Source organism: Bacillus sp. JJ634, assembly GCF_036962285.1.
Lineage (GTDB): Bacteria > Bacillota > Bacilli > Bacillales > DSM-1321 > Peribacillus > Peribacillus asahii_A.
In genome coordinates, this window is record NZ_JBALMU010000004.1 from 15,763 (window position 1) to 21,313 (window position 5,551).

Consider the following 5,551-nt stretch of genomic DNA (forward strand, 5'->3'; position numbering starts at 1 on the left):
CTCCGGTTGTATTCGTTCCCGTTTTCGTGGATGTAGTTGTTGTCGTTGATTCTTTTGCTCTTGTTGCATTAGTTGCCGCCGTCGTAGATGTAGTCGTTGTCGTTGATTCTTTTCCTCTAGTTGCAGCAGACGTTCTAGTTATTGTCGTATTCATATTAGCAGAATTTGTTATCGTCTTCTCGGTGGATTTTTCCGTATTTTGGTGACTAGCCACTACGGTCGTATCACTCTCGTTTTTATTTTTTATAGCCGCTTGGAAAGCCGCAGTATTCTGAGAAGGCTTGGTTTGCACGTCTTTCACATTCGTTGCTGACGTTTGATCTTTCGTCGTTTTTTCCCCTTGGTTAATTACATCCGATTTCTTTGGGACTTCGGATATGGTTAAATCATTTTCTTTTATTAATCGTTTAGAAGATTGATCGACTAACAAGACATTAGCAATAGAAAACGTGACCGATCCCGCTAAAACCATGGCAAGGGCTCCCTTGGTTAGTTTATTCATCTTTATTCCCCTCGTGTTTTTTCTATGATTATATTAAAAGAATACGAACGAACCAAAATGGTTATGGGGGTAGTAATTTTGAATACTATTAAATCGCTCTCTCACTGCTTCATCTATCGTGTTTATACATTAATATTTTCTCATTTCTCTTCGGATTCTTTAATTTCTTTTCCCTACTTTTAATAATTCTTTCAGGCTCTAATACTTGTTTATCCAAACTGTTTATCTTTACCTTTCTTGTTGAGCTAAGGTTGTATAGGATTCAAATCAGGTTTGTATTCACCATGTCTACAACCAACTCTTGTCCTTCCGCTACATCTTGCATGATAGTCGGCATATCAATCACCTTTACTCGAATACCATTTGCCTCAAATATTCTAAGTACTCTTTAATCTGCAACTTATTAAGCCCTAAACGTTCAATTGACTTAATGACGTTTATAAAGGTTTACTCGCTCTTAAATAGACACTATTTAAGAGGAAGACTATACCGTCTAAAATGGAGTACCTTTATAGACTTGAATACAAAGGCTATGTTAAATAATACTGTTAATTTTAGAAAATAAAAGCAGACATTTTAATATAAGTGTCTGCTTTTTACTAATTGGACTAACATACTCGTTTATTAAACAATCCATTATAGCTCTTTATAGAGTTTCATAATTCCGTCTGCTTCACATCGCAAGTAATAAAAATACTGGATAATTTCCTTTTCGTTTTGTATTGATTCTTTCATTCCTTGTAAAGTTCTCTTTCCCACTCTTCTATCTATCAAAGAAAGAATCTTAATAACCATATCATCTGATTTCAATGCCTTTTCTATTGGTAAATTAAAGTATTCTTCAACTGCATTGAAAAAGTCATACTGTGCAAAAATACCTTCAGCTTTAGTCATTTCATGTGCTTGTATCCCTATCTGATAGTTTTGATTTCCATTATAGACATCGTATTCAATACTTTGAGCATTTCTTATTTCATTTTCTTTTCGGTACATTTCTCTATCAGATATTATCGTACACATATTTAGGATTTCCTTTTTATCAACAGTAATAAAAGCTCTTCCTAATTGGTCATGAGCCTTTCGATAATTCGTGACAGTAAACTGAACTCTATTTTTTAGAGTGTCGCAGATAAAACTCTCTAACTTTTTCTTTACTTTACTCCACTGTTGGTTACGCAATTTCTTTCCCTCCTTTAATTATTCTAATCTGATTGATGATTAAATTTCATTTTTCTTAGGCTTTTATACGTTAATGCGATTAATCCAAGTTTACGACCTTCATGACTATATAGGACCACATCAAATCCCATATAAAGCACCATCTTAAAGCCTTTTTACTCAATTTTATCATAATTAGATTTCTTCGCTTCTTTTCACACTATCCTGTGACGTTAATGCAAGAAGCGACTGTTCTTATTGAACAATCGCACCCGTTTGTTTAAGTACTTTTCTTCACAAACTTGTCTTTTTTTCACAGTTGTTTATTACAGGAATGCTGCCCAGTTAGTAAAAAGCGACTGCTCATATTGAACAACTTCATCCATTTAGTTCCAAGAATATTCCCCCGAAAAATACTGTTTTCGTAAAACAATCTAGCTTATTTTTTACTTCCGCGAGACCATATCACTACTGGAATTAGTAATAAAGACAAAATCCCTCCGACAAATGATAATGTTAGATAACTTGAACTCGCCACAATCATTCCAGACAATGCTCCGCCAGCAGCTCCTGACAATGCAATCCAAACATCCACTGTACCTTGAGTTTTAGCCCGTGTGGAAGTTTCAGTTGAATCAACAATAAGTGCAGTCCCACTTATCAAACCAAAATTCCATCCTAATCCAAGTAAAGAAAGAGCAATTACTAGAAGAAGCATAGAATCTCCGGGTGCAAATGCTGCTATTAAACCTGCCAGAAGCAACGTAGTTCCAGAAGCAATAGCCATCGCAGTACGCCCCAACTTATCAACAAGGACACCTGTAACTAGTGAAGGGAGATACATGGCACCTATATGAAAACCAATAACAAGACCTACTGCACCCAAGCTATGTCCATGATGTCTCATATGAACTGGTGTCATTGTCATAATAGCTACCATTACAATTTGAGTAAGAACCATAATGGTCGCCCCAACGATTATGCCTCTTTTGTTTTCTACATGTTCAGTTGTTGTCAAATGTCCTTTATTACTAGGCTCTTGGTTGGTCGCTTCTATCGTTCTTGCTATAACTAATGGATCTGGACGAAGCATTATGAAAAGCACAACACCCGCTAGGATATATGCCGCTGCCGCTAAAATGAAAGGACCAGCAAGTGATGGAACACCAATAGAAAGAGCGAAATTCCCCATCACATTCACTAAATTTGGCCCTGCAACTGCGCCAAATGTTGTAAAAACCATAGTAATACTAATGGCAGTCGCTCGCTGTTTACTATTCGCTAAGTCCGTACCTGCATAACGAGCTTGTAAATTTGTTGCTGTCCCTGCACCATAAACAAGTAGGGAAGTGAATAACAAGAAAACACTATTTATTATTGCTGCAATTATGACTCCTATTGCTCCAAGTCCCCCAATCATAAAACCCGCTGTAAGACCTGTACGACGTCCATAACGTTGAGAAAGTCTCCCAACAAATAAGGCTGTTCCTGCTGACCCTAAAGTAAGTAAAGCTGAAGGAAGTCCAGCAAACGCATCTGTACCGAGCATTTGCTGTGCAAGAAGTGCCCCCACAGTAACTCCTGCTGCTAACCCTGCACCACCAAAAATTTGTGAAATACTTACAACGAATAGCGTACGCTTGTATAACGCTTTTTGTTTTTCTGAAGAACCAATGTAGCTTTGTAACGAAGCTGTTTGGACGTCTAACGCTTTTACACTATCTTTGTGCAACATAATCTAACCTCCCTTTCTATAAACCTCCAACTAGATTTGAATCATCATAACACGCACAAAAAAAGCCACACAATATTATAATTGTATGGCAAACAATATTAGATAAGATCATTTAGCAAACGTCTAAGGATAATCAATCCTTGCTCAAGATCTTCGAGTGTTTTGGGTGCACAGACAGAAACCCTTACAGCCCTTTCTGGACAACTATTTCCAACTACAAAACGTTCAGCCGCATACACTTGTACTCCCTGTTGGGCAGCTAACGTTTCAAACTCAGCACCTGTAATCTCTCCTGGTAATAATAACCAACGAAAGATGCCTGTTTCAACACCTAAACACGTATAGTCTGCAAAATATCGATTTACGATTTGGTTTCTGCGAATGGTTTGTTCCCGATGACCTTCAATTAAGACTTCAAATTGATTCGATACAATCGTACGTGCTGTAAGTTCTGCTAATAACGGGGAAACAGTTATATTTAAATTATAAAGTGCCTTTGAAATCGGCTCCTTAAATTGACTTGGCACTGCTACATAGGCTAGTCGTAACCCCGGTGCTAATGATTTAGATAAACTTGCAATATAGATGACCTGTTCTTGGGCAAATGATGCGACTGCTGGAAGTGGTTTTTGGTTGAGAAGATGGTACGAGCCATCTTCAATAATGAACTGATTATACTTTTTGGCAATTGCTGCAATCCTTTTTCGACTCTCGACCGACATAAAGGAAGCTGTCGGATTATGATAATCTGGAATCAAGTAAATGCCTTTAATATTTTCATTTTTACACGCATATTCAAAAGACGTTGGACTCATTTCATAGTTCTCTGATTTTATCGGTACTATTTGCACACTAAGCATTGCTGCAACAGTCTTTAATCCAGGATATGTATGATCATCAACACCAATGCGATCTCCAGGCTTACAAAGACTTGCCAATGTAGCAGCAATCGCATTTTGCCCCCCATTTGCAAATAAAATGTGATCAACGGTTGTTTCAAACCCACCTCTTCGGATTAGCTTTATAGCTGCATCCTTTTGCCAAAGGCTTTCGCCTGTCCGGCCATAACCAAACCATTTTTCATAATCTATCTCTTGCAGCATACTTTTTAGTTGGAGTAGCAGTGGCTCGTACGAAGCATTATCTGGTAGTGTTGCTCCCATTTCAATTAAATGCTTCGGCTTTGAATCTTCAAGTAAATATGCATTCGATAACGCATCATACGATACAAATGTGCCACTTCCGACAGCTGCACTTAGCAAGCCCTTTAACTCACAAACTTTAAAAGCTTTTGAAATGGTACTTAAATTTAAATCCAAATAATCAGCCAGTTCTCTCTGTGGAGGAAGTTTTGTTCCAGGTAATAAAACTCCGTTTAATATATCCTGTTCCAATTGCCCTGCGATTGTTTGATAAATAGGCTTTTTAGTTTTATCAATCGATGGCTTCCAGCTCATCGGATAGTTTTCAAAAGAATTAATAGGCATGATACGCATCCTTTTTCACACAATTATATGGTTGAGCCGTTTATAAAACAATTATAATTTTCTTTAATATTATGCCTTTTAGTGAATATCCGAGCAGCGATTCTTGAATAAGATTACATCCTTAAATATAATCATTGAACCTTTTATTGCACTAATCTTCCATTTAGTTCAATAAGAAAAAGCTGCCTCTATGACAGCTCTGCTCTTGAACTCAAGCTACCCGTTAGCATAACAGGACCTTTTCTTTATTCACTTTTTAAAGAACATATCAAAGTAAAAGTTAGTATCTACTATTATCATTTTATTGAATGTTGGCTTATTCGTAGGATCTCAAAAAAGCACGGAGTACTGGAATACTTAAACAAAAGGACACTGACCCATTCCGTTAGCAAAACCGGCCTCCACCCCTTGGATAGGCATGACGAAGGAATGATAGGGCGTAGACCCGTTGAGACATGGGAGGGACAGCCTCCAGGGGCGGCGTGGAGAATGCGTGCAGTATATAGAAATGATTGGATTTTGAAGTATACTCCTCTATTTAAGTACGCCTTCATGTTGCCAATAGTATCGAAACTCATTCCATTAATCCGTTATAGTTCTCACTAGTGGTTTGAAATCCTGCGAATTAGCGAGCATTCACGAGTAATACGTATCTATCTGAGGGAGTTT

Annotated in this window: 4 protein-coding genes; all 4 read right to left on the reverse strand. The window is 37.5% G+C overall.

Annotated features, from left to right (window positions below):
• Positions 1 to 502 (reverse strand): hypothetical protein (locus V7068_RS01075; protein WP_499710565.1); only part of this gene is annotated, 502 nt, incomplete at its 3' end.
• 636 nt (positions 503 to 1,138) lie between these two features.
• Positions 1,139 to 1,681, reverse strand: coding sequence for an SF0329 family protein (locus V7068_RS01080; protein ID WP_499710566.1), 543 nt, complete (start codon positions 1,679 to 1,681; stop codon positions 1,139 to 1,141).
• A gap of 418 nt (positions 1,682 to 2,099) precedes the next feature.
• Positions 2,100 to 3,398 carry an MFS transporter gene (locus tag V7068_RS01085; protein ID WP_499710576.1) on the reverse strand — a complete coding sequence of 433 codons (1,299 nt, stop codon included), beginning with the start codon at positions 3,396 to 3,398 and terminating at the stop codon, positions 2,100 to 2,102.
• A gap of 95 nt (positions 3,399 to 3,493) precedes the next feature.
• Positions 3,494 to 4,882, reverse strand: a complete 1,389-nt coding sequence (locus tag V7068_RS01090) for an aminotransferase-like domain-containing protein (RefSeq protein ID WP_499710567.1) — start codon at positions 4,880 to 4,882, stop codon at positions 3,494 to 3,496.
• Positions 4,883 to 5,551: the final 669 nt, after the last annotated feature.